The 22,850-nt window shown below is 55.1% G+C and carries 19 protein-coding genes and 1 pseudogene; 19 read left to right on the forward strand and 1 reads right to left on the reverse strand.

Annotation, left to right across the window (positions count from 1 at the left end):
• The 14 genes from H5U02_07615 to eno all read left to right on the forward strand — a co-directional run.
• Positions 1-208 (forward strand): hypothetical protein (locus H5U02_07615; GenBank protein ID MBC7342304.1); only part of this gene is annotated, 208 nt, incomplete at its 5' end.
• A 103-nt stretch (positions 209-311) separates the two neighbouring features.
• Positions 312-1,673 carry a radical SAM protein gene (locus H5U02_07620; protein ID MBC7342305.1) on the forward strand — a complete coding sequence of 454 codons (1,362 nt, stop codon included), beginning with the start codon at positions 312-314 and terminating at the stop codon, positions 1,671-1,673.
• A gap of 88 nt (positions 1,674-1,761) precedes the next feature.
• Positions 1,762-2,715: a CPBP family intramembrane metalloprotease gene (locus tag H5U02_07625; GenBank protein ID MBC7342306.1), complete on the forward strand. Its 954-nt coding sequence runs from the start codon at positions 1,762-1,764 to the stop codon at positions 2,713-2,715.
• Positions 2,716-2,782: 67 nt separating this feature from the next.
• Positions 2,783-3,634, forward strand: a complete 852-nt coding sequence (locus H5U02_07630; GenBank protein ID MBC7342307.1) for an HAD family phosphatase — start codon at positions 2,783-2,785, stop codon at positions 3,632-3,634.
• Positions 3,635-3,649: 15 nt separating this feature from the next.
• Positions 3,650-4,543 carry an RNase adapter RapZ gene (rapZ, locus tag H5U02_07635; protein ID MBC7342308.1) on the forward strand — a complete coding sequence of 298 codons (894 nt, stop codon included), beginning with the start codon at positions 3,650-3,652 and terminating at the stop codon, positions 4,541-4,543.
• Between the two features lie 23 nt (positions 4,544-4,566).
• Positions 4,567-5,532: a DNA-binding protein WhiA gene (whiA, locus tag H5U02_07640; protein ID MBC7342309.1), complete on the forward strand. Its 966-nt coding sequence runs from the start codon at positions 4,567-4,569 to the stop codon at positions 5,530-5,532.
• A gap of 31 nt (positions 5,533-5,563) precedes the next feature.
• Positions 5,564-6,112: an acyltransferase gene (locus H5U02_07645; protein MBC7342310.1), complete on the forward strand. Its 549-nt coding sequence runs from the start codon at positions 5,564-5,566 to the stop codon at positions 6,110-6,112.
• Positions 6,087-6,689, forward strand: coding sequence for a DUF1405 domain-containing protein (locus H5U02_07650; protein MBC7342311.1), 603 nt, complete (start codon positions 6,087-6,089; stop codon positions 6,687-6,689). Before H5U02_07645 ends, H5U02_07650 begins: the two co-directional genes overlap by 26 nt.
• Before the next feature lie 122 nt (positions 6,690-6,811).
• The gene (gene rpoN / locus H5U02_07655) at positions 6,812-8,236 is read left to right on the forward strand and encodes an RNA polymerase factor sigma-54 (protein MBC7342312.1); all 1,425 of its coding nucleotides are present in this window, start codon (positions 6,812-6,814) and stop codon (positions 8,234-8,236) included.
• Between the two features lie 377 nt (positions 8,237-8,613).
• Positions 8,614-9,621, forward strand: coding sequence for a type I glyceraldehyde-3-phosphate dehydrogenase (gap, locus tag H5U02_07660; GenBank protein ID MBC7342313.1), 1,008 nt, complete (start codon positions 8,614-8,616; stop codon positions 9,619-9,621).
• A gap of 42 nt (positions 9,622-9,663) precedes the next feature.
• Complete coding sequence (locus H5U02_07665; protein MBC7342314.1) at positions 9,664-10,851, forward strand: phosphoglycerate kinase; 1,188 nt, start codon at positions 9,664-9,666, stop codon at positions 10,849-10,851.
• A 13-nt stretch (positions 10,852-10,864) separates the two neighbouring features.
• A complete protein-coding gene (locus H5U02_07670; protein MBC7342315.1) occupies positions 10,865-11,641 on the forward strand; it encodes a triose-phosphate isomerase in 777 nt (258 codons plus the stop codon).
• 41 nt (positions 11,642-11,682) lie between these two features.
• Positions 11,683-13,284: a 2,3-bisphosphoglycerate-independent phosphoglycerate mutase gene (locus tag H5U02_07675; protein MBC7342316.1), complete on the forward strand. Its 1,602-nt coding sequence runs from the start codon at positions 11,683-11,685 to the stop codon at positions 13,282-13,284.
• 53 nt (positions 13,285-13,337) lie between these two features.
• Complete coding sequence (gene eno / locus H5U02_07680; GenBank protein MBC7342317.1) at positions 13,338-14,633, forward strand: phosphopyruvate hydratase; 1,296 nt, start codon at positions 13,338-13,340, stop codon at positions 14,631-14,633.
• Between the two features lie 16 nt (positions 14,634-14,649).
• Here the strand turns inward: eno and H5U02_07685 are convergent, their stop codons facing one another.
• Positions 14,650-15,612, reverse strand: coding sequence for a bis-aminopropyl spermidine synthase family protein (locus tag H5U02_07685; protein MBC7342318.1), 963 nt, complete (start codon positions 15,610-15,612; stop codon positions 14,650-14,652).
• Positions 15,613-15,732: 120 nt separating this feature from the next.
• On the opposite strand from H5U02_07685, the pseudogene H5U02_07690 reads away from it, so the two are divergent.
• The 5 genes and pseudogenes from H5U02_07690 to H5U02_07710 form a co-directional block, all read left to right on the forward strand.
• Positions 15,733-17,454 (forward strand): annotated as a pseudogene (locus H5U02_07690) (sodium-translocating pyrophosphatase).
• A gap of 236 nt (positions 17,455-17,690) precedes the next feature.
• The gene (secG, locus tag H5U02_07695; GenBank protein MBC7342319.1) at positions 17,691-17,918 is read left to right on the forward strand and encodes a preprotein translocase subunit SecG; all 228 of its coding nucleotides are present in this window, start codon (positions 17,691-17,693) and stop codon (positions 17,916-17,918) included.
• Positions 17,919-18,122: 204 nt separating this feature from the next.
• Entirely contained in the window at positions 18,123-20,153 is a 2,031-nt protein-coding gene (locus H5U02_07700) for a sodium-translocating pyrophosphatase (protein MBC7342320.1), read from the forward strand.
• A gap of 152 nt (positions 20,154-20,305) precedes the next feature.
• A complete protein-coding gene (locus H5U02_07705) occupies positions 20,306-21,316 on the forward strand; it encodes an HDIG domain-containing protein (GenBank protein ID MBC7342321.1) in 1,011 nt (336 codons plus the stop codon).
• A 118-nt stretch (positions 21,317-21,434) separates the two neighbouring features.
• A partial coding sequence (locus H5U02_07710) for a VacB/RNase II family 3'-5' exoribonuclease (protein ID MBC7342322.1) occupies positions 21,435-22,850 on the forward strand: 1,416 nt, incomplete at its 3' end.

Below are 22,850 nucleotides of genomic sequence, written 5' to 3' on the forward strand. Positions count from 1 at the left end.
CTTTGGAGCTATTTTGGCAGCTCTAGCCCAAGCTGCTTCTTGGTCGGGGTTCAATCAAGGATATCATAAGGAAGCCTTAAGCTATCTAAAAGATTATGAGAATCAGGCTCGCGACTTGGAGCCGGAGGAAGAGGGGTGGTTGATGCGGGTAGCCGGTGAAGCCATTCAGCAGATTCTAGTGCCGGTGGGCAGCGGTAAAGGGGAATAGAGGATGGTTGTAGCCTGGAGTGAGCATTATTTTGGGGAGGCGCATATCCGTGAATCCGGCTAAGACTTTCTTGGAAAAGAAATTCTTAGAACAAGGGATTAAGATGGTCTTGCGGGATCCCATGAAGAACATCAACACCTTGATCGGCTGGGCCGACAAGGTGGCGAAAAGAGAGGACCACAAGGAAACTATAGCCGCTATTCGCCCCTACCTGCAGGACCCCAACAACAACTGGTACCAGTTGACTGCAAGGCTTTTCACCAAGACCCATCCCACCGTTCGCCAGCGCATGGCTATCAATTTTCTGGTCAACTCTATCTTTCTCGGCATTCCCCGACAGCGAGAGGCGGAGGCAGAGCTTGGAGTCAGCGTGCCCTGGGCTATCCTTATGGATCCCACCGAAAGGTGCAACCTCCGCTGCATTGGCTGCTGGGCCGGGGATTACCAGCGCCAGCGAGAGCTGGATTTTGCCACCATGGACCGAGTCCTTACCGAAGCTGAGGAGCTGGGCATCTTTTTCATTGTCATTTCCGGGGGTGAGCCGCTAATTCGTAAGGATGACCTCTTGGCTTTGGCACGAAAACATGAAGGCCAAGTGTTCATGGTTTACACCAACGGGACTTTGGTAGATGAGAAGTTGGCCCAAGATCTGGCCAATGTTGGCAACGTTACCCTCACCTTAAGCCTGGAGGGGTTTAAGGATACCACTGATGCCAGGCGCGGTCAGGGTGTGTTTGACAAGGTCATGCATGCTATGGACCTTTTGCGGGAGAGCGGCAACGTCTTTGGCTTCTCAGTAACCTATACTCGGCATAACACCGAAGAACTAGGTAGTGACGAGTTTATCGACATGATCATTGACAAGGGCGCCGCTTATGGGTGGTACTTTACCTATATACCCATCGGCAAAGATGTTGACTTGGAGCTTATGGCTACTCCTGAGCAGCGGGCCTGGATGTATGAGCAGATCCTGCGGTGGCGCAAGACCAAGCCAGTGTTTGTAGCTGATTTCTGGAATGATGGCGAAACCACTAATGGTTGCATTGCTGGCGGCCGGCGCTATTTCCACATCAATGCGGCTGGGGAAGTAGAGCCCTGCGCCTTTGTCCATTACGCTACTTGCAATATCCACGATGTTACTCTGAGGCAGGCGCTGCAGAACCCGCTGTTTAAAGCATACCAAAGAAGGCAACCTTTTGATATTAACCCGCGGCGGCCCTGCCCGATTATCGATCACCCTGAGGCTTTGCGGGAGATGGTTTTGGAAAGCAAGGCCTATTCCACCCAGCTGACTGCCGATGAGCCGGTGGAGGAGTTTACAGCCAAACTAGAGCGCTACGCCCAAGTTTGGGGAGGTATAGCCGACCAGATCTGGAAGGAGAAACAAGCAGGAGTTCCTGGGGCCGGGGTGGCTGCTGGCCCTAACTCTAAAGAAACAGTTGTGCAAACCCATGGGGTGGTATAAAGTATAAGAAGGCCCAGCCAGTTAGGCCAGTGGCGCTAATCCAGCCTGAAATTAAGTTGGCCGACCTGGCGAAGAAAGGTGGGGAGCGGTGGGCGGGTACGGACAAGTGATTAAGCCTACAATCCGGCGGGCTAACCGCCTGTTTTTTTGGGTCCTAGTCTTGGGCTTGCTGGTAGCTGTACCTATGCAGCTGCACAATCTCTATCTGGGAATAACCATCAATGAGCTAGCAGTAATCTTAGGATTAACGATTGTCTTTCTCCTCCGTGACCGCCTGCCGGTAAGACCAACCTTAAGGTTAAGGTTGGTTAGCGGCCAAACCTTGCTTCTGGGTTTTGTGGCCGGGCTATTGGGGTGGTGGATAGCAACCTTTCTGGCCAATGCTGTAGCGCTCTATTATACGCGGATTGGGGTTTTGCCGCCCCAGCCCTTTCCCTCCATAACTAACGGTCGGCAGCTGGCAGAAGCGCTGGTGGTGCTGGGCCTTTTGCCTGGGTTCTGCGAGGAGACCATGTTTCGGGGTTATATCCTCCGGGCTTATCAGCGGCTGGGAGCGGGCCGAGCCATATTGGCTAGTGCCTTCTTGTTTGCCCTTATGCACCTAAGCTTACAGAATCTGTTGGCCAATTTGTTCTTGGGTCTGCTCCTGGGTTGCCTGGTTTACTTTTCCGACTCCCTGATCCCGGGGATAGTATCCCATGTCACCAACAATGCTCTAGCTCTAACCGTCAGCTACCTGGGTCAGATATACCAACCAGCTCTAGTAGCTTCGGCTCAGGTAGAGCCGGGGGCGGTATTAATCCTGGGGGTCGGGGCGGCGTTGGCGATCATCCCTCTGTACCTAGTGGTGCTAAGGCTGCGTACCCAACTGAGGCGCCCCGGTGCCGAGATTGGTTTCCCACCGCCAGCTCAGGAGGATTGCCAAGAGCGTGGGGGCGGGCTTTGGGAGTCCCTGAGCGAGTGGCCCATAGCGGTGGCGCTGGTGGTTTTTTTGGTGATGGCCGGAGTGGAATTGGCCACGGTCTTGGGTCTATTAGGTTAACATAGCTGCCTGAGTTCCCAGCAACCCAAGGGCGTTAGGCGAAGACGTGCGAGTTGGGAGCAGAAGTATGCGGAAGCTAGACATTAAGCTGGTTGCCTTGGATTTAGACGGAACCCTATTGAATAGCGAGTACCAGCTGAGCCCGAAAACTAAACAGGTAGTGCAATCGGTAAAGGAAGCCGGCATAATGGTCACTCTAGCGACAGGCAGGATGTACCCCTCGGCAGTTCCCTATGCTAGGGAGCTAGCCATCGACCTGCCCCTAATAACTTACCAGGGTGCGGTAGTCCGCCGCTTAGACTCACCGGAGGTGCTTTACCAGCGCTTGTTGCCTTTGGGGTTGGCTCGGCAGGTGATTGAGGCGGCCCAAGGGGCAGGATATGCGGTGAACGCCTATATCGACGATAACCTCTATGTCTCCACTATGAGCCCGGCGGCCCAATGGTATGCCAAGACTTTTGGAGTTGAGGTACATGCGGTGGGGGACTTGGCTCGCTACCTGCCCAAGGACGTTCAAAAGATATTGGTGATGGGCTCTGAGGAGGACCTAGATCACTTTTGGGAGGCTTCCCAGGAGAAATGGGGAGAGCACATCTACATTACTAAGTCTCACCCTAATTTCCTGGAATTCATGAATCCGGAAGCGACTAAGGGCCGCGCCCTTCGGGCTTTAGCTTCCATGTTGGGAACTGACTTGTCATCGGCTTTGGCTTTAGGGGATAGCTATAATGACATTGAAATGTTTGGTTTGGTGGGCATAGCCGTGGCCATGGGTAATGCCAAGCCCAAGGTGAAAGAAGCGGCTGACTTTATTGCTCCACCCAACGATGATGATGGAGCTGCTCTGGCCCTAGAGGAACTCTTACTTGGGGGTCGGCCGGTGTTGCGCCGGGTCCAGGCCCAAGAGGTGGCGGATTAATCGAGGTGGTACCAGGTGCCGACTGAATCGACCAAGCTGGTGATCGTAACTGGCCTTTCCGGGGCGGGTAAGACGCAGGCAGTGCGGTGCTTAGAGGACCTGGGTTTCTTCTGTGTGGACAATCTGCCGCCAGACTTGATACCGGGCTTTGCTGAGTTGCTAAGGCAGCCGGGAGTAGAGGTGAAGCGGGTTGCCTTGGTCATGGATATCCGCGGGGGGACGTTCTTCAACGCTCTCTTCAAGGCTCTGAGCTTTCTCGAGCAGTCTGATCTTCATTATGAAATCCTTTTTCTTGAGGCTGGCGATGAGGCCCTGGTGCGACGGTACAAGGAGACCAGGCGACGGCACCCGCTGTCTCCAGATTTGCTGGAGGGTATCCGGGCGGAGCGAAAAAGAATGGAGGAGCTGCGCGGGCGCGCCAGCAAGATCATCGATACCTCCGAACTTACCCCCCAGCAGCTGCGTGAGCAGATAAGAGAGCTCTACGGTGAGGAAAACCAAAGCCCGCTGGTGATCACCGTGGTTTCTTTTGGCTACAAGTATGGCATACCCCTGGACGCCGATCTAGTCATGGACGTCCGTTTCTTACCCAACCCTCATTATTTGCCAGAGCTCCGGGATGCCACCGGGCAGGACCAAGTAGTTAAGGATTATGTGCTTGGCACTCCAGCTACCCAGGAATTCTTGGGTCGTTTTACTGATCTTTTGCGCTTCTTGGTTCCATACTATGTGTCGGAGGGCAAGAGCCATTTGGTAATTGCCATTGGCTGCACCGGGGGACAGCATCGTTCGGTAGTATTGGCCGAGTCCATTGGCAGTTTCCTGGAACAGAATACCCACTATCGAGTTTCGGTCAAACATCGGGATGTATGGCGTTCCATGTCGGCTAACCGACCTAAGGACGGCTAAAGGTACTATGGGAGGTGACCGGGGTGGGGGAAATTGCCTTCTCCATGGCCACTCGTAACGAGTTGGCCCAGGTAGAGGTCAAGAACCGGTGTTGCCAAAAGGCAGAAATGGCTGGATTATTAGCTAGCGCCGGTAAGCTGGCCCGAGGCCCGGGGGAAAATGAAGCTCGCATTTCCACCGCTAGTGCCGCGGTGGTGCGCAAAGCCCTCAAGCTTAGCAAAGAGATCTGGGGGGCGGCAGTAAAGGCGGAGCTCCGTCACCGCAAGTACCTGCGGGGTCACCCCATATATACTTTGGCCTTGACTTGGCCTAATCTCAGCAAGGACGGAGAAGTGCTTGGAATACGCCCTTTTGCCCCCACGCGCCAGTGCTGCCGGCGTGCCTTTATCCGGGGTGCTTTCTTGGGCGGAGGTTCAGTGAACCGACCTAGTGGCGGGTACCATCTTGAGATTGCTGTGCGTCGCCATGACTGGCTATTCATCCTGGCTTCGGCCATGTCCCATTTTAAGCTGATGCCCCAAGTGCGGAAGCGGAGGCATAAGTGGGTGGTCTATCTCAAAGAAGCTGACGAGGTGGCCCAGGCCCTCAACGTCATGCAAGCTCACCAAGCCTTGCTGGAGTTGGAAAACCACCGGGCCATGCGTACCTTGCGGGGCCAGGTCAACCGGGTGGTCAACTGCGAGACCGGCAACCTGGGGAAAACGGCTGAGGCGGCAGCGGTGCAGCTAGAAAACATCCACTTTCTCGATCAAGTGTTGGGCCTAGAGCACCTGCCTCCACCTTTAGAAGCTTTGGCACGATTGAGGTTGGAATACCCCGATGCTAACCTCAAGGAGTTGGGCAAAATGTTGGATCCACCCTTAGGCAAATCAGGGGTTAATCACCGGATGCGCAAGATCAACCGCTGGGCGGAAGAAGCCAAGCGAGGAAATATCCCTGCCTGGCGGGGCCCAGTAGCCCCAGGGAAAGGGAGATGTAGGGTTGATTGAATCGCAGGGTGTGAGCCGTGGAGGAGATTCGCTGCCTCCACGGCGGTATCGTTGTTACCCAGTTACCGATGGTCGCAATTCACTGCAACACCTGTATGAAGTGGTTAGCTTAGGCAAAGTAGTCAAAAACTTCGTGGTCATCGATCTCTGCCGTTATCTGCCTTGGCTGGGTGCCAAGAACTGGCTTTACCGGCACCTGTTAAAAATGAAAGTGGGCCGCCATGTTTCCGCCGGGCTCATGGTGATGCTGGACGTTTTCTTCCCCGAGATGATCTCCATTGGCGACAATACCATCATTGGCTATAACACGGTAATCTTATGCCATGAGTTCCTGGTGGATCATTACCGCTTGGGGCCAGTACATATCGGCAAGAACGTCATGATTGGCGCTAACTGCACCATTCTGCCCGGAGTCCATATTGGCGATGGGGCCATTGTCTCCGCCTGCTCCTTGGTTAACCGCGACGTGCCTGCTTATGCCATGGTGGGCGGGGTACCAGCTCGTTTCATCCGTTGGCTGACGCCGACCGATCCCAAGGAGGGTGGTACTAATCATGGCGCCGCTAGGCCGCTTGATTAAGAGCTTATGGGAGAATCCGGCCCAAAAGTGGTTGTTGGATTTACTGATAGTTGCTAATGTAGCCGGAGCTATTTACGGCTTTTACTGGTACTTGCCTCAGTTTTTGGAGACTTCACCGCGGGTGTGGGTGCTGGTAGCTGATAGCCCTATTTCTGCCGCCCTGTTTGCTTTGGCCATGCTGGCCTTGGCCCGCGGGTGGGCCAAGCAGTGGCAGCCAGGGCTGCTATTCTTAGCCTCGGCCTCAGTCATCAAGTATGGAATTTGGGCGGTGGTGATAATTAGCGAGTATTGGCTTAGCGGTTATTCGGTCCAGCCGCTGCACCTGGGTCTATGGCTATCCCATGTGGGCATGGCAGTGGAAGGCTGGATCTTTCTTCGCCACCTCCGGCTGGGACGGCTGGCGGTGATAACGGTGGGCGCTTGGATGTTGCTTAACGATACCGCTGATTATCTTTTTGAGCTTCATCCCTACCTCTATACCCCTGACCAATGGCTTTTGGCGGCGGTTTCAGCGAGCGTATTGAGCTTGGCTCTAATTGCCAGCGGTTGGGCCCGTCAAGAAAGAATTCAGAACTAGCAGGAAAAGGTTTGCTAAAGGTTGAATACTATACGTACAGGGTTAACCCATCCTTAAGGAGCAGCCCAGTACGGGTTGACCAGCCTGAGCCCCGGGGGAAGCAGCAAAGGGAAGTGGTGCCTGTGCGTATGGATATGGGTCTCAACCTAGAGCAAACGCAAAAGTTGATCATGACCCCCGAACTCCGCCAGGCCATTAAGATTCTCCAGCTGTCCACCATCGAGCTAAATGAATATCTCGAACAAGAGGTGCTGGAGAATCCCCTGTTGGAGCTTGGCAATGACGTTGAATTGCCTGGCAACGGGGTTGAAGCCGAGAGCCAGCTCAGCCAGACCGAGGAGCTTCCTGTTCCTGAGCTAGATGTAGACTGGCAAGAATACTTTCAGGATGAAAGCGATCTCGGGTTTATCCCTTCTCCGCGGTCGGAGGAGAAAAACTATTCCTTTGAATACTTTACCAGTAAAGAGCCTACCCTGCACGACCATCTTCGCTATCAGGTGCAAATGGCATTTCCTGCCGGCCGGCAGCGGGATATCGGTCTATTTCTGATTGGCAACATCGATGATCATGGATACCTGCAGCTGAGTCTACAGGATGCCGCCCAATACCTTGGCCTTGAGACTTGGGAGGTGCAGCAGGTACTGGAAGTAATCCAGACCTTTGACCCGCCGGGAGTGGGGGCGAGGACCCTGGAAGAGTGCCTAATAATCCAGTTACGCCAGCGCGACCACTACGATCCCTTGGTTCTGGAAGTGATAAAGCACGGGCTGCGGGACTTGGCAGCTGGGCGATTGGCGCGAATTGCCCGCCGCCTCAATACTACCGTCCAGCGCATCCAGGAAATCAGCGATTTTATCCGGACTCTCAATCCCAAACCGGGGAGCTCGTTTGGCGGCACCCAGGGAGTACGTTATATTGTCCCGGATGTAATCATTGAGCGAGTAGATGAGGAATACGTGGTCATCCTCAACGATTCAATAACACCTCGCCTCGGTATCAATCCCTTATATCGCCAACTGCTTTGCCACGATCATATGTGCGATCCCGAGACTCGCAAGTTCCTTCAGAACAAGCTTAACGCTGCCGCTCGCATCATCCGCAGCGTGGAGCAACGCCGCACCACCCTCTACCGAGTGGTCAGCTGCTTAGTGAACTTCCAACGGGAGTTTCTGGATAAAGGGATTAAATATTTAAAACCTTTGACCTTGCGCCAGGTGGCTGAAACCCTAGGTATTCATGAATCCACGGTTAGCCGGGCAACCGCCAACAAATACGCCCAGACCCCTCAGGGCGTATTTGAGCTCAAGTTTTTCTTTGCCAGCGGCGTGGGCGGAGGTCCTAGCGCTGACGGTCTAGTGGCTTCCGCCGAGAGCATTAAGAAGATCATCAGCGAGCATATAAACCGCGAGCACCCTGGTCGCCCTTTAACTGATCAACAGTTAGCTGACCTCATTTCCAGTCAGGGAGTTGCTATTTCCCGCCGTACCGTAGCCAAGTACCGGAACGAGCTAGGCATACCCGTGGCTGCCAAGCGCCGCCGGTACTGATCTTCCCCAACCCACCAGTTTCTCCGGGGCTATCCATGCCAGGACGTCAGTCCGAAAGCGATCCAGCACTCAATCAGCAGGTAACTAGGACTTAGTAAGGGTATCTTAACCGACGGGCGATGCTTGGTGGAAGGATGGGTGAATTGAGTGCTGGACACCTTAGCGCAAGTGAAGCGGAGGTGGGCCCGAGGGCAGGAGGGAACCTGGCCCTTACGCCGGCCAGGGTAAGTTTTGACCGGGCAAACTTTGGCTACAGGTTTGGTTAACCCTTGGTTGGATTTAGCTATTGAGGAAGGATTTTTCCTGCCTGTGTGGAAAGAAGTATGCCTGGTATGGCGGGGAAATACTAAGAGTAAACCCAAAAGGAGGATGGTTCCATGGCGGTAAGAGTTGGTATCAATGGCTTTGGCCGAATTGGACGGTTGGTATTCAGGGCAGCCATAGGCAACCCCGACCTGGAAGTGGTTGCGGTTAACGACCTGACCGATGCCCGCACCAATGCCCACCTACTAAAGTATGATTCGGTTCACGGGGTACTAGATGCCCAGGTGAGCGCAGCTGATGATAGCCTAGTGGTTAACGGTCGGCAAACTAAAGTTCTGGCTGAACGCGACCCCAAGAACCTTCCTTGGAAGGATCTGGGCGTAGAGATAGTAGTGGAGTCGACGGGCTTATTTACCGATGCTACCAAGGCAGCTGCCCACCTGGAGGCAGGAGCCAAGAAGGTAATCATCAGCGCTCCGGCCAAGAATGAAGACATCACCATTGTCATGGGCGTAAACGAGGACCAATATAACCCTAGCCAGCACCGGATAATTTCCAATGCTTCTTGCATTACCAACTGCTTGGCTCCCGTAGCCAAGGTCCTGCACCAAACCTTTGGCATCCGGCGGGGACTAATGACCACCATTCACTCCTATACCAACGATCAGCGCATCCTGGATATGACCCATAAGGACCTGCGGCGGGCCCGAGCAGCAGCCCTTTCCATGATTCCCACCACTACCGGGGCGGCCAAGGCGGTATCGCTGGTCTTGCCTGAGCTCAAAGGCAAGCTCAACGGCTTTGCCATTCGGGTTCCTACCCCCAACGTCTCGGTGGTCGACCTAGTGGCGGAGTTGGAGCGGGAGGTTACCGTGGAGGAAGTCAACGGTGCCTTGCGGCAGGCAGCCCAAGGGGCGCTCCGGGGGATCCTCGACTACACCGAGGAGCCGCTGGTTTCCAGCGACTTCAATGGCAATCCCCATTCCTCCATTGTTGATGCCCTTTCCACCATGGTCATGGAAGGAAGCATGGTCAAGGTTATCGCCTGGTATGACAATGAGTGGGGTTACTCCAACCGGGTAGTGGACTTGGCTGCCTATATGGCTAGGAAAGGACTATAAAGGCTGGAGGCAAGAAGACAAGGTTAGGAAGAGGGTTAGGTAATGACTAAAAAGACAGTCCGGGATATAGATGTCAAGAATAAGAGGGTCCTGGTCCGGGTCGACTTCAACGTGCCCTTGGATGCCCAGGGACAAATAACCGACGATACCCGCATCCGTGCTGCCCTGCCTACGATTAAATACCTCCAGCAGAGGGGTGCCAAGGTGATCCTGGTATCTCACCTGGGTCGTCCCAAGAAGCCGGAAGACCGGCAGAAGTTGCGCATGGATCCGGTGGCTAGAAGGCTGGGCGAGCTCCTTGGCACCGAGGTTAAAAAGGCCGATGAGGTAATCGGTCCCGAGGTTGAGGCTTTGGCCGCATCCCTCCAGCCGGGGCAGATCCTGCTTTTAGAAAACGTCCGCTTCCATGCCGAAGAAGAGAAAAACGATCCGGCCTTTTCCGCCCAGTTGGCCCGGCTGGCCGAGGTTTATGTTAATGATGCCTTTGGCACTGCCCACCGCGCTCATGCTTCTACCGAGGGAGTAGCTCACCTGTTGCCAGCGGTAGCTGGTTTCCTGGTAGAGAAAGAAATCTCTACCATGGGTGAGGCACTAGAAAAGCCGGAGCGACCCTTCGTGGCTGTTATCGGCGGAGCTAAGGTATCGGATAAGATCGGGGTCTTGGAGAATCTCATTTCCAAGGTCGATAAACTAATCATCGGCGGAGGCATGGCCAATACCTTCTTGGCCGCAGAGGGCAAAGCCATGGGCAGATCCCTGGTGGAAGCTGACAAGCTGGATGTAGCCCGCCGCTTGGAGCGGGAAGCTAAGGAGCGGGGCGTTGAGGTGCTCCTTCCGGTTGACTTGGTGGTTGCTGCTGACAAAACTGCTAGCGCTCCCACCCAGATAGTAGCGGCGGGAGACGTACCTGACGGCTGGATGGCGCTAGATATTGGTCCTGAGACCCAAAAGCGCTTTGCCGCCGCCATCGAAGGGGCCAAAACTGTGGTCTGGAATGGCCCCATGGGAGTATTTGAGCTGGAACCCTTCAAGCAGGGGACCGTGGCGGTGGCCCAAGCCATGGCTGCCTGCCGCGGCACCACCATTGCCGGCGGGGGCGACTCCGTGGCAGCTCTGGAGCAAGCAGGGTTGGCCGACAAGCTGACCCACGTATCTACTGGCGGGGGAGCTTCGCTGGAGTTTCTGGAAGGCAAGAGTTTACCTGGCATTGCCGCCCTCCAAGATGCCTAAGGAGGGGATAGCTTTGCGACGGCCATTAATTGCTGGCAACTGGAAAATGCATAATACTATCAATGAGGCCAGGGCGCTCTTGACAGCGCTTTTGCCGCAAGTTCGGGGCAGCCGATGCCAAGTGGTAGTCTGCCCGCCATTCACTTGCCTGGCAGCAGTGGCTGAGCTATGTGCGGGCAGCGAGGTGGGGGTAGGAGCCCAGGATGTATTTTGGGAGGAGAAAGGGGCATTTACTGGGGAAATCTCTCCACCCATGCTCAAGGAGGCTGGATGCTCCCATGTTATCATCGGTCACTCCGAGCGCCGCCAGTACTTTGGGGAGACCGATCTTAATGTAAATCGAAAAGCGAAGGCAGCGCTTCAGCATGGGCTCGTTCCCATCATTTGTGTGGGCGAAACTCTAGAAGAACGCGAGGCGGGGGTCACCAAGGAGATCTGCCGCCGTCAGCTAGAGGGAGCTCTCCAGGGGGTTACCGCAGCCCAGGCCGAAGCCGTGGTGGTGGCTTACGAGCCGGTGTGGGCCATCGGTACCGGCCGCTCGGCCAGCGCTGCTGACGCCCAAGAGGTTATCGCCTACATTCGTGAGCTACTGAGCGGGCGCTTTGGCAAGCAAGTGGCGGCCAAGGTTAGGATTCTGTACGGGGGGAGCGTCAAACCAGAAAATACGGCGGAATTGATGGCTAAACCGGATATTGATGGGGCTTTGGTAGGCGGGGCCAGCCTTGATGCCAGCTCCTTTGCCAGCATTATCAAATTAGCAGAGGCTGCCTGTGGCTACCAGAGCAATTAGAGGTGAAGTTATTGGTTAACCATTGGCAACGCAAGCTGGTAATGCTAGTAGTCCTAGATGGCTGGGGGGTAAGCCAGCGAGCGGAGGGAAACGCTACGGTGGAAGCCAACCTGCCTAACTTCCGTTGGCTTAACCATCATTACCCCAGCACTACTTTGAATGCTTCCGGGGAAGCAGTGGGATTGCCGGAAGGGCAAATGGGCAACTCCGAAGTTGGCCACCTGAATATCGGGGCCGGAAGAATAGTATATCAGGAGTTCACGCGGATCAGCCGCGCCATCAAAGACGGCAGCTTTTTTGTCAACCCGGTCCTGTTAGGGGCGGTAGCCCAGGCCCGAAAGGGCCACGCTTTGCACCTGATGGGGTTGGTATCGCCTGGCGGCGTGCACAGCCACAGCCAGCACCTGTACGCGCTGTTGGAGCTAGCTCGGCAAAACGGACTGAAAAGGGTATATGTTCATGCGTTTCTAGACGGGCGGGATGTACCCCCTGCCAGCGCCCAGGAATACTTAGCTGACCTTGAGGCTACTTGTAAAAACCTAGGCGTAGGCCGCATTGCTACGGTGATGGGGCGGTATTATGCCATGGATCGGGATCGCCGCTGGGAGCGTACCGCCCGAGCCTACCGGGCCATGGTATTGGGAGAAGGGGAGAGGGCTACTAGCGCTGAGGCAGCCGTAAGTCAGGCTTATGCCCGCGGGGTGACTGATGAATTTGTTGAACCTACGGTAATCATCGATGGCGAGGAAGGGCAGCCGGTGGGGCTGGTGGCGCCGGAGGATGCAGTCATCTTCTTTAATTTTCGAGCGGACCGGGCGCGCCAGCTTACTCGCGCTTTTGTCGATGATGATTTCCAAGGTTTTGAGCGTCCGAGAGGAAAGCTGGGGGTGCATTTTGTCTGCTTCACTGAATACGACGTGACTATAAAGGCGCCGGTGGCTTTTCCGCCTCAGGAATTGACCAATACCTTCGGCCAGGTGATTGCCAACCGGGGCTTACGGCAACTGCGAATTGCGGAAACCGAAAAGTATGCTCATGTAACCTTCTTCTTCAATGGAGGAGTTGAAGAGCCCAACCCCGGAGAAGATCGGGTTCTCATCCCTTCTCCCAAGGTGGCTACCTACGACCTCAAGCCGGAAATGAGCGCCTACCAGGTGACCGAGGAAGTACTGCGCCGTTTGGACAGCCGCCAGTACCAGGTGGTGATCCTCAACTTTGCCAATCCCGACATGGTAGGGCATACCGGGGTAATGAAAGCGGCAGTGCAGGCGATAGAGGCGGTTGACAATTGCTTAGGGCGGATTGCCGAGAAAGTGCGCCAGCTGGGCGGTAGCTTGCTGATAACTGGAGATCATGGCAACGTGGAGCAGATGCTGGAGGAAGATACGGGCCAGCCGCACACTGCCCATACTACTAATCCGGTGCCCTTCATCTTGGTTGATGATGAGCTTAGGGAAGCTGGGGTAAGCCTGCGTTCTGGCGGAGCCTTACGGGACATTGCTCCTACCATGCTTGAGCTCTTGGACATTCCTAAGCCGGCGGAGATGAGCGGCGTGTCTCTCTTGGTACCGGCCGAGGTGGTGGAAGACAAAGTCGAGGGTGAAAGCACGGCTAGCCAGGAATATCGCTTGCCAGCCGACTAGGGCGTTAACTATGGCGAGGCGGATCAATCGACAGTCAATTAAGGAGGTTGGAGATGAACACCGTTATTGAAGATGTGTACGCGCGGGAAATCTTGGACTCCCGAGGTAACCCTACGGTGGAGGTGGATGTCTATCTGGAGGATGGCACTCTAGGCCGAGCCGCCGTTCCTTCCGGGGCTTCTACTGGAACTTACGAAGCTTTGGAGCTTCGAGATGGAGACCAGGATCGCTACCTAGGTAAGGGAGTCCTAACGGCTGTAGATAACGTCAACAACGTGATTGCGCCTGAGTTGGTAGGCTTGGACGCAGTTGACCAGGCTGGGGTAGACAATTTTCTCCTGGATTTAGATGGGACTCCCAACAAATCCAAGCTAGGTGCCAATGCCATCTTGGGAGTGTCCTTGGCGGTGGCCAAGGCCGCGGCCAAGTCGCTGGGGTTACCCTTATATCGATATCTGGGAGGCGTCAATGCCAAGGAGCTGCCAGTGCCGATGATGAATATCCTCAACGGCGGCAAGCATGCGGATAACCCCATTGATATTCAAGAATTCATGATTGTTCCTACCGGGGCGGAGAGCTTTGCCGAGGCCCTGCGGATGGGAGCGGAAGTCTTCCACCATTTGAAGTCCTATCTGAAGGAAAAGGGATTGAATACCTCGGTGGGGGATGAAGGCGGTTTTGCTCCCAGCCTAGCCTCGGCTGTAGATGCCCTGGGCGCCATCATGAAGGCCATCGAGCAGGCTGGCTATCGCCCTGGGGAAGACGTTATGCTGGCCATTGATACCGCTGCCAGCGAGCTTTATCGCGATGGGGTTTATCACTTCAGTGGAGAACAAGTGACTCGTTCCACCGAGGAGCTAATTGACTACTACGTAGGGCTGGTGGATCAGTTCCCAATTATTTCCATTGAAGATGGTTTGGCTGAAGATGACTGGGATGGCTGGAGGAAACTGACCCGGCGCTTAGGCGAGCGGGTCCAGCTAGTTGGAGACGACCTGTTTGTGACCAACGTTGAAAAACTGGGTCGGGGTATCCAGGAGGGGGTAGCTAATTCTATCCTAATCAAAGTAAACCAGATTGGCACTCTCACCGAAACCTTGGATGCCATGGAGATGGCTAAGAAAGCTGGCTATACCGCAGTGGTGTCGCACCGCTCCGGGGAAACCGAGGATACCACTATCGCCGACATTGCCGTGGGTATGAATGCCGGCCTGATCAAGACCGGAGCTCCTTCGCGTACCGATCGGGTGGCCAAGTACAACCGGTTGCTACGGATAGAAGATGAATTGGAGATTGTTGCTAGTTATCCGGGTCGGAGAGCCTTTTACCAGATTTTCGCCCTAAGGTAGCCGCTTAGCGGACAGTTTACCGATCTCGGTAGAGCAGCTTACCCAAAGTAACTGGCCCCACGTAAGGTGGGCACAATTCCTTGACTGCTTCCAGGCGCAGCAGGCTGGAAGTGTACCAAGGTAGATCAGCAGGGGGCGGCGGACCGATGAGGTCCGCCGCCTCTGGATATTCCTGGGCTACAAAGCTAGCGCTGGGTAGGGTATAACGGTGAAACTGGGGGATGACCATGGTAATGGCAAAGCCAGCTTGCAGGATGGCCCGTTCCAAGTCATACCAGCGCTGGACAGAGGATTCGACGCTGGTAAGGCCTAGGTAAAGCGCAGCACCAGGACCAACCAGAGCTTGGGCGCAGCGCGATAGGAACAGCTTGAAACCGGCCTTGGTTTCCACCGGATCCGTGACCGCTAAGGTGAACTGGGAGTCCAAATCGGAGGGTAGCTCCTTCTGGGCATCGTAAAGCCTGACCTCTAGGTTTAAATTGTAAGCAGAACTGGTTTGGGAGATGAACTCCACCAGCCTAGGGTCAATCTCCAGAACCGTCACCCGGTTGGGGAGTCCGGTCATAGCGGCGGCTATCCCCACCAAGTCATCGTCGCCTAGGATTAAGAGGTTGGCCCCCTCCAGGTCTCCGCAATTGAAGATAGTCTTTACTCTTTCTACCGTAAGCTCTGGCCAAATGGGTCCTTGATCGTAAACCGTATCCGGCCGCGGCCGCTGCCGGCAAATGGACTGCATTTCTTTAGTAAGGGTTGAGAAGTCGGGATCCTTGGGGGCAGGCCCAGTCCGGGCAAATTTCGGTCCGTGGCGCCGGATCAGGCTTTCATCGAGGAGCTGATGCAAGGCTTGGGCTAGGATCTCGATGGGTGCATTGGTGACAGCCAAAAGCTCCCAAAAGCTTTGGGGCTGCTCTAATTTCCGTATCACCTGGCGCATGAGCTTGCGGACGGCCAAATCGGAATTAAAGGCGCCTCCCTGCATATTATTCCCCCAGTTTGTCTCTTGGGTTATGCCTTGGTTAAGGCTCCGTTATCTGTTATAGCAAAAGGGCTCTAACTACGTCAACCGGAGCCCATTGTCCCTGGAGACGAAGTTCCTTTTTCTAGGCGCGGAACCGATAAAGCCTTGGCCATGTCGTTTCGCGGCGGCGCTGTTACCGGGCTGGCAGTTACTGCCCTGAGCCTTTTGGGGGTAGCTGGACTCTTTTATGCTTTTGGAGGTGCGACCCGTCCCCAAGAGGCGCCCTTGTCCATCGTGGGGTTTGGGTTCGGAGCTAGCTTCGTAGCCCTGTTTGCCCAGCTGGGCGGCGGCATATACACCAAGGCGGCCGACGTCGGCGCCGACTTGGTGGGTAAAGTAGAGGCAGGCATTCCCGAGGATGATCCCCGAAATCCGGCTGTAGTGGCTGACCTGGTGGGAGACAATGTGGGCGACTGCGCCGGCCGTGGCGCCGACCTGTTTGAGTCCACGGCAGCTGAGAACATTGGAGCCATGATCTTGGGAATCGCCTTGTTTCCGGTGTTTGGTGTCAACGGTATTCTGTTTCCTTTAGTGGCGCGCGCTTCCGGGATCATTGCCAGCATCATCGGTATGTTTTTTGTTCACACCGATGAAAAGTCCGATCCCATGAGCGCTTTAAACCGCGGCTATATAGTGACTTCCATTTTGGCGGCTTTGTTCCTCTACTTTGTCAGCCGTTCCATGCTCAGTGCCCCAGGAGTAAATTTCCTCTACTTCTATGGAGCCGCGCTGATTGGCCTGGCGCTTAGCTTTGTCTTTGTTTACATCACCCAGTATTATACCTCTTACAGTTACCGTCCAGTGAAATCCATCGCCGAGGCCTCCAAAACCGGCTCGGCCACCAATATCATCACTGGCCTATCGGTAGGGATGGAGAGCACAGCTCTCCCGGTAATCGTAATAGTTATAGCTATTCTGGCGGCCCATTGGCTGGGCTCCCACAGCGGTCTGGCCAATGGTGGGCTTTACGGTACGGCGGTGGCTACCATGGGAATGCTTTCGGTGGCCGCGTACATTTTGGCCATGGACACTTTTGGCCCCATCACTGACAACGCTGGAGGCATCGTGGAAATGTCGGGAGCCCCGGAGGCTATCCGGCGGCGGACTGACCGGCTTGATGCGACCGGCAATACCACTAAAGCCCTAACCAAAGGGTATGCCATTGGTAGCGCTGCCCTGGCCACTTTTCTGCTTTTCTCCGCTTACATCGATGAGGTGAAGATCCGCCTAGGCATCACCGGCAACTTCCCCGTCGATATAGGCAAGCCGGAAGTATTTGCCGGCGCCTTTATTGCGGCTATGGTGGTATTCCTGTTCAGCTCTACTGCCATCCGGGCGGTAGGTAGAGCGGCCCAGTACGTGATCTTAGAAGTACGCCGGCAGTTTAAGGAAATCCCTGGCATCATGGAAGGAACGGCTCGCCCGGAGTACGGTCACTGCGTTGATATTGTCACCCGGGGTGCGCTCAAGGAGATGGTGGTGCCGGGCCTGATCGTGGTGGTAGCTCCGGTTATTGTTGGTGTAGCTTTGGGTGCTGAGGCGGCAGCTGCCTTCCTAATGGTAGGCACGATTAGCGGCGTGATCCTGGCCTTGTTCCTCAATAACGGTGGTGGAGCCTGGGATAACGCCAAGAAATACATCGAGTTAGGCAATTATGGGGGTAAAGGATCGGAGGCGCACAAAGCTGGCGTGGTCGGCGATACCGTGGGCGACCCCTGCAAGGATACCGCCGGTCCCTCGCTTCATGTTTTGGTCAAGCTGATCAGCACTATCACCTTGGTTTTAGCGGGACTATTCTTGTAAAACTCAATGCTCAGCTAGCTTGGGCACTGATTTTCAAGCGACGGGCCTTATTCCCGTCTGTGGCCAACGCAGGGGGTAATAAGGCCCTGCTTGCTTGGATTTCAGCCTGGGCCAATCCAGGTGGGCGGCTCAAGGTTGGGCTGGTGGTGGCTATGGCTGGGCAATAGCTTGTTCGGTTTGACAGGGTATGCTAAAATGAATACGTTCTCTGTAAATCCTTGTAAGGGGGTGACAAATTGTATATAGCCCTCACTGTCATTCAAGTTATCATCTGTATTCTGCTCATTATTACCGTTCTGCTACAATCGGGGCGCAGCGCTGGTCTCTCCGGAGCTATTGCCGGTGGAGCAGAGACTCTATTTGGCAAGAAAAAGGGGCTGGACGACCTCTTGGGTCGCATCACCGCAGTTTTAGCGGGCTTGTTCTTATTAATCACCTTAATAATCGCACTAGTCGCTCGCTAAGCTAAGCTGAATCTTGCCTTAATGAAGTAGCGTTGAAGCAGTCGGGGCTCCCTTGGGTTGAGTGGATCGTCTAGCCAGCCTCACAACCAGGCATGAAAAAGCCCATAGGGGATGCTGAGGCGCTGGTCCGGAAGGACATTAAGCCGAGCGGAGGAACAGCGCCCTAGCTGAGAATACATGTTTTCGTGGAGGAGGAAGAAATAATTGGAAAGGGATCTGCTTTATCTCATCCCAATAGCGGGTGGGGTTGCTCTTCTTTTTGCCTTATATTTGATAACCCGGATTAATAGTGCTGACCCTGGGACCAAGCGCATGCAAGAGATTTCCTCAGCTATTCATGAAGGAGCTATGGCCTTCTTAAAGCGGGAATACAGCATCCTGGTCTTTTTTGTAGGTGGCATGGCCGCCCTAATTGTAATCCTTGGCTTTTCTACCAAGGGAGCTGAGAGCCTACAGCCGATTACCGCGGTTCCCTATATAATTGGCACTTTGTGCTCAATCGGCGCTGGCTACATAGGTATGCAGGCGGCAACCCGGGCCAATGTTCGCACGGCCAACGCTGCTCGAACCAGCGCCAATAAAGCCCTCAACATTGCCTTCTCTAGCGGCTCAGTCATGGGGATGTGCGTAGTAGGCTTAGGTCTGGTGGGTCTCGGCATCGTCAACCTTTTATGGTCGCATAATACTAGCATCGTCAACGGTTTTGCTTTAGGGGCAAGCTCCATTGCTCTATTTGCCAGGGTGGGCGGTGGTATATATACCAAGGCAGCTGACGTGGGTGCCGACCTAGTGGGCAAGGTGGAAGCCGGCATCCCCGAGGACGATCCTCGAAACCCGGCAGTTATTGCTGACAATGTGGGCGACAACGTAGGCGACGTGGCTGGGATGGGGGCGGATCTGTTTGAGTCCTATGTCGGGTCGATTGTGTCGGCCATTGCCATTGCCGCTGCCTTTTCCATTCCGGGCGGGACTATGGCGCCCCTGCTCATCGCCGCTGCTGGTATTGTTTCCTCTATCATCGGCACTTTCTTTGTCCGGACCGACGAAGGCGCCAACGCCCAAAGAGCCCTTAATACCGGCACTTTAGTGGCCAGCGTTTTAGCTATTGCTGGCACCTACCTAGTTACCCGTTTCTTTTTGGCTGCTCAGTTTACTGTTGGTTCTGCCACCTATACCAATCTAGGCGCTTTCATTGCTACCGTGGCCGGCCTGGTGGCGGGAGTATTAATTGGACGAATCACCGAGTACTACACTTCCGCTCAGTATAAACCGGTGAAAGGCATCGCCCAGGCTTCAGTTACCGGTACCGCCACCAATATTATTGCTGGCATGTCTACTGGCATGCTGAGCACCGTCTTGCCGATTTTAGTGATAGTGATCGGCATCTTGGTTGCCTACATGTTTGCCGGCATCTATGGGATTGCTTTAGCGGCGGTGGGCATGCTTTCTACTACCGCCACTACGGTGGCAGTAGATGCTTATGGTCCGGTGGCCGATAACGCTGGAGGTATTGCGGAAATGGCAGAATTACCTCCGGAAGTAAGAAAGATCACCGATGCTCTGGATTCGGTTGGCAACACCACCGCTGCCATTGGTAAGGGCTTTGCTATTGGTTCCGCAGCCCTCACCGCCTTGGCACTGTTTTCAGCTTACTCCACCGCTGCCAAGATCACGGCCATCGATTTGATGCAGCCTAGCGTGGTAGCTGGGGCCTTCATTGGCGGCATGTTGCCCTTTGCTTTTGCGGCGCTAACCATGCAGGCGGTGGGGAACGCCGCCCAAGATATGATCCAGGAGGTACGACGCCAGTTTAAGAGCATTCCTGGCCTGATGGAAGGTAAGGCCCGGCCGGATTATGCCCGCTGCGTATCCATCAGCACCGCCGCTGCCATCAAGCGGATGATCCTGCCCGGCTTAATTGCGGTGGCTGCTCCCTTGATAGTGGGGTTGTTGCCGGGATTGGGCAAGGAAGCCCTGGGAGGAATGCTGGCCGGGGCGACGGTTACTGGTTTTCTGCTGGCGGTTATGATGGCCAATGCCGGCGGGGCTTGGGATAACGCCAAAAAATATATTGAGAGCGGCCAGCACGGAGGTAAGGGTTCGCCCGCTCACGCCGCTGCTGTATCCGGGGATACGGTTGGCGATCCTTTTAAAGATACTTCTGGCCCATCGATGAATATTCTGATTAAGCTGATGAGCATAGTAGCCTTGGTCTTTGCTCCCATCTTCATGTAGATTGGCTTTGATTATCTGGGGTAACGAGATTTGCCTTCGAACCACAAGGGGAGTGCGGGTCACAACCTGAGGCTGGGCCGGTGGGCGAGCGGTTTGGCCCTGCACTCCCTTGGCTTTTGGCAAGAGAACCATTACATGAGGGGGCGCTCATTATGTCTCGAGGGTTGAGCAATTATTGCTTTGGCTGCGGACCGGCCAACCCTTGGGGATTGCAGCTCAAGTTTTATCTGGACGGAGATCTGTGCTGTACCAAGATATCCATACCTGAGCATTTCCAAGGCTACCCAGGCATAGCCCATGGGGGTATTGTCAGCACTATCTTTGACGAGCTGATGGCTAACCACCTTTACCTCCACCAAGTTGTGGCCATGACGGCTGATCTGCAGGTGCGATTTAAAAAACCAGTTCCCACCGGGAAGCCCTTGCTTTTCCGCAGTCGATTGCTCTCTACTGGTCGCCATCGGCTATCGGAGCTGGAGGCTTGGGCGGAATTGGATGGGGAGGTTTTGGCTCAGGCGCGGGGAAAGATGATGCTTGCTCCCTTCGATCCCATGACCTATATGGCCAAGGCGGGGAAGGGCAATAATAGGGGGGAGGGGAATGGGATAGATATGCAACGGGACGAAGCTCTAAAAGTCATGCAAGCTAACCTTAAAAACGGCAATTTGCAAAAGCATTGTTTGGCGGCAGAAGCAGTCATGCGGGAGCTGGCACGCCACTTTGGCGAGGATGAGGAGCTTTGGGGATTAGCTGGCTTACTACATGACATCGATTACGAGGAGACCAAGGCCGATCCGGCCAGTCACAGCCGCATCGGGGCCGAGAAGTTAGAAAAGCTGGGACTGCCCCTGGAAGTGGTATATGCGGTCAAGGTACATAACCCGGCCCACGGGTTGCCGCGGCAGTCGCTTATGGATAAGGCCCTTTATGCTGCCGATCCCTTGACGGGATTCATTGTAGCCGCGGCTTTGGTTCAGCCTGACAAGAAATTGGCCAAGGTGGATGTACCCTTCCTGTTGCACCGCTTCCGGGAAAAAGGGTTTGCGCGGGGAGCCAACCGAGAACAAATGCAGTCGTGCGAGGAAATGGGGTTGAGCCTAGAAGAATTCTTGGCCCTTGGCCTTAAAGCTATGCAAGGCATCGCCGGTGAGCTGGGTTTATAGAGTAAAGTTGACTGGGCGCCAAGGTAAAGAAAGGGGCGCAGACCGATTGGCGGCGACGGACAGGCGACTGGACCGGAATGAAATCCTTAATTATATGCGACAAGCAAGCTACAAACCGATGTCAGCTGAGGAGTTGGCCCAGGCCTTAGAAGTGAGGAATCTTGGGCCTTTCTTGGCTTTACTTGGCTCCATGGAGGCCGATGGTGATATTGTCTTAACCCGCAAGCATCGCTATGGAATTCCTGAGCGGATGGGGTTGGTGGTAGGCTGCCTGCAAGGCCATCCCCGCGGCTATGCCTTCTTGATACCTGATGATGCTGCCAGGGAAGATGTCTTTGTTCCTCGGTCGGGGCTTAATGGGGCCATGCATCGAGATCGGGTAATAGTGCGCATCAACCGGTCAGCAGCCTTGGCTGGCGGGCAGGCGGAGGGCGAAGTAATTCGTATCCTGAAGCGCGGCAGCCAGCGGCTGGTGGGAACCTTCGAACGAGTCCGCCAGCACGGGTTTGTTGCCCCTGATGACCAGCGCATTGGAACCGACATCCTAATACCCCGGGGAGCAGCCGCGGGGGCCAAGCCTCATGACAAGGTAGTGGTGGAGATTACTGCCTGGCCCTCAGCCCGGCGGGGGCCTGAAGGCAGGGTGGTGGAGGTTTTAGGCCGGGAGGGAGAACCAGGGGTAGACGTGCTGAGCATCATTAAGCAGCATGACCTGCCGCTGGAGTTTCCTGCGGCTGTATTGGCTGAAGCCAAGAAGGTACCCCAGGAAGTCACTGCTTTTGACCGGCACGGCCGACGGGATTTACGGGACTTATTGATGGTTACCATCGATGGCGAGGACGCCAAGGATCTAGATGATGCCGTCTCTTTGGTTCCGGAAAAGGGCAATACTTACCAGTTGGGAGTCCATATCGCCGATGTCAGTTACTACGTCCGTGAGGGAAGCCGCTTGGACGCTGAGGCCTTCCGGCGCGGAACCAGTGTCTACTTGGTAGACCGGGTGATTCCCATGCTGCCGCCCCAGCTTTCCAATGGTATTTGCAGCCTCAACGCGGGAGTAGACCGGCTGGCCCTTTCGGTATTGATGCGGGTGAGTTATCGAGGTCGAGTCCTAGACTACGAAATTGTCCCCTCGGTTATCCATGTGCACAAGCGGCTCACCTACAACTTAGTGCGCCAGCTCATTGAGGAGAAAGACCGGGAGCTGCGCCAGGAGCACCGGGAGCTGGTACCAATGCTTGAGCGCATGGGCCGGCTAGCCACCGCCCTGCGGCAAAAGCGGCTGGCCGGTGGTGCCATTGATTTTGACCTCCCCGAAGCCAAAGTAATTCTGGATGAACGGGGCCGCCCTAAAGAAGTAGTGCGAGCGGTACGATCGCTGGCCGACCAAATCATCGAGGAGTTCATGATCTTGGCCAATGAGACGGTAGCCCGGCACCTGGAGGCCAACGGGTTACCGGGAGTATACCGGGTGCACGAGGACCCCGATCCAGAAAAGATTTCCAACTTGAACAAGTTTTTAGGACCCCTGGGC

This window comes from Clostridia bacterium (assembly GCA_014360065.1).
Classification (GTDB): Bacteria; Bacillota; DSM-521; order Neomoorellales; family JACIYF01; genus JACIYF01.

Coding starts and splice junctions, on each gene's coding strand:
- H5U02_07620 (MBC7342305.1), top strand. CDS start 312: ATGGTCTTGCGGGATCCCATGAAGAACATCAACACCTTGATCGGCTGG.
- H5U02_07630 (MBC7342307.1), top strand. CDS start 2,783: ATGCGGAAGCTAGACATTAAGCTGGTTGCCTTGGATTTAGACGGAACC.
- H5U02_07650 (MBC7342311.1), top strand. CDS start 6,087: ATGGCGCCGCTAGGCCGCTTGATTAAGAGCTTATGGGAGAATCCGGCC.
- gap (MBC7342313.1), top strand. CDS start 8,614: ATGGCGGTAAGAGTTGGTATCAATGGCTTTGGCCGAATTGGACGGTTG.
- H5U02_07665 (MBC7342314.1), top strand. CDS start 9,664: ATGACTAAAAAGACAGTCCGGGATATAGATGTCAAGAATAAGAGGGTC.
- H5U02_07675 (MBC7342316.1), top strand. CDS start 11,683: ATGCTAGTAGTCCTAGATGGCTGGGGGGTAAGCCAGCGAGCGGAGGGA.
- eno (MBC7342317.1), top strand. CDS start 13,338: ATGAACACCGTTATTGAAGATGTGTACGCGCGGGAAATCTTGGACTCC.
- H5U02_07685 (MBC7342318.1), bottom strand. CDS start 15,612: ATGCAGGGAGGCGCCTTTAATTCCGATTTGGCCGTCCGCAAGCTCATG.
- H5U02_07705 (MBC7342321.1), top strand. CDS start 20,306: ATGTCTCGAGGGTTGAGCAATTATTGCTTTGGCTGCGGACCGGCCAAC.